This window comes from Shewanella sp. 11B5 (assembly GCF_002836795.1).
GTDB classification, from domain to species: Bacteria; Pseudomonadota; Gammaproteobacteria; order Enterobacterales; family Shewanellaceae; genus Shewanella; species Shewanella frigidimarina.
On the sequence record NZ_PJAP01000118.1, the window covers coordinates 1 to 1232 of the forward strand.

Here is a 1232-nt window from a genome sequence, read left to right on the forward strand (position 1 = left end):
TTGCAAAAGCTATCGCCTTAGGGCGAACTCAGTACCATCAAGATGGTACTGAATTGATATTTTACTTTTTAGCAACATAGCGCATTAGCTTGCCGACGTTACCCCCAGTTCATAAGACCAATGAGTCCATCAAGAGCATTTTTAGCCCAACCTTCTTCGAGTTTTTTTGTGTCATATTCAATCTCCTTTAAAGTGACGCTTCAAGAATGCGACGGGCATCAGTTGGGGTGATGTCTTTGTGTTCGCCAAGGGCTGTCATGCCATGTTCCTGCAAGGCGCTAACGATAAGTTCAATTTCTGCTGCGGCAATACCGTAGTCGCTCAATCGAGTCTTGATCCCTAATTGCTCGAAAAACGCACGTGTAGCGTCTATTGCTGCGTCAATTCGCACAGCATCTGTGCCTTCGGTGATCCCCCAAACATTGCTTGCATATTGCAGTAATTTTTCGTGCTTGTGGCCACGCTGATCATTCAATAGTGACGGTAACACGACGGCAAGAGTTCGGGCGTGGTCTGTATCATTGAGCGCGGTGATTTCATGTCCGATCATGTGAGAAGCCCAATCTTGTGGCACTCCGGCACCGATTAATCCATTCAAAGCCAGTGTGGCGGTCCACATCAGACTTGCACGAATGTCATAATCTTCTGGTGTCTCTAGCGCTTTAGGGCCAAACTCAATAATGGTGCGTAGCAGAGACTCGGCAAAACCATCCTGCACGAGTGCGCCACTGGGATAAGTCAGATACTGCTCGATAATATGCACAAAGGCATCTGCAGCGCCATTGGCAATCTGACGCGCAGGCAGCGTATAGGTGAGTTCAGGATCGAGGACCGAAAAAATTGGGTAGCAATGTGGACTTCTAAAAGGAAGCTTGGCTATTTTCTCAGGGTTGGTTATCACCCCACCATTGTTCATTTCAGATCCTGTTGCAGGCAATGTAAGCACAGTTCCAAACGGCATTGCCGCGGTCACTTTTGCAGTGCCGGCAGTAAGGATCTCCCAGGGGTCACCTACATAAAGCGACGCCATCGCGATAAATTTAGTCGCATCAATGACAGATCCGCCACCAACGGCAAGCAAAAAGGTGATGTTGTTATCAGCGATTACTTTGACGGCATTAAGGGTCGTGGCATAACGAGGATTTGGTTCTATGCCACCAAACTCGACCAATGTGCGACCAGAAAGTGCTGTTCTAACTTGTTCTAATACACTGGTTCGTTCCGCGCTACCA

At 48.0% G+C, this 1232-nt stretch carries 1 protein-coding gene; it reads right to left on the reverse strand.

Annotated features, from left to right (window positions below):
- Positions 1-187: 187 nt before the first annotated feature.
- Positions 188-1232 (reverse strand): iron-containing alcohol dehydrogenase (locus CXF78_RS00980; RefSeq protein ID WP_102035727.1); only part of this gene is annotated, 1045 nt, incomplete at its 5' end.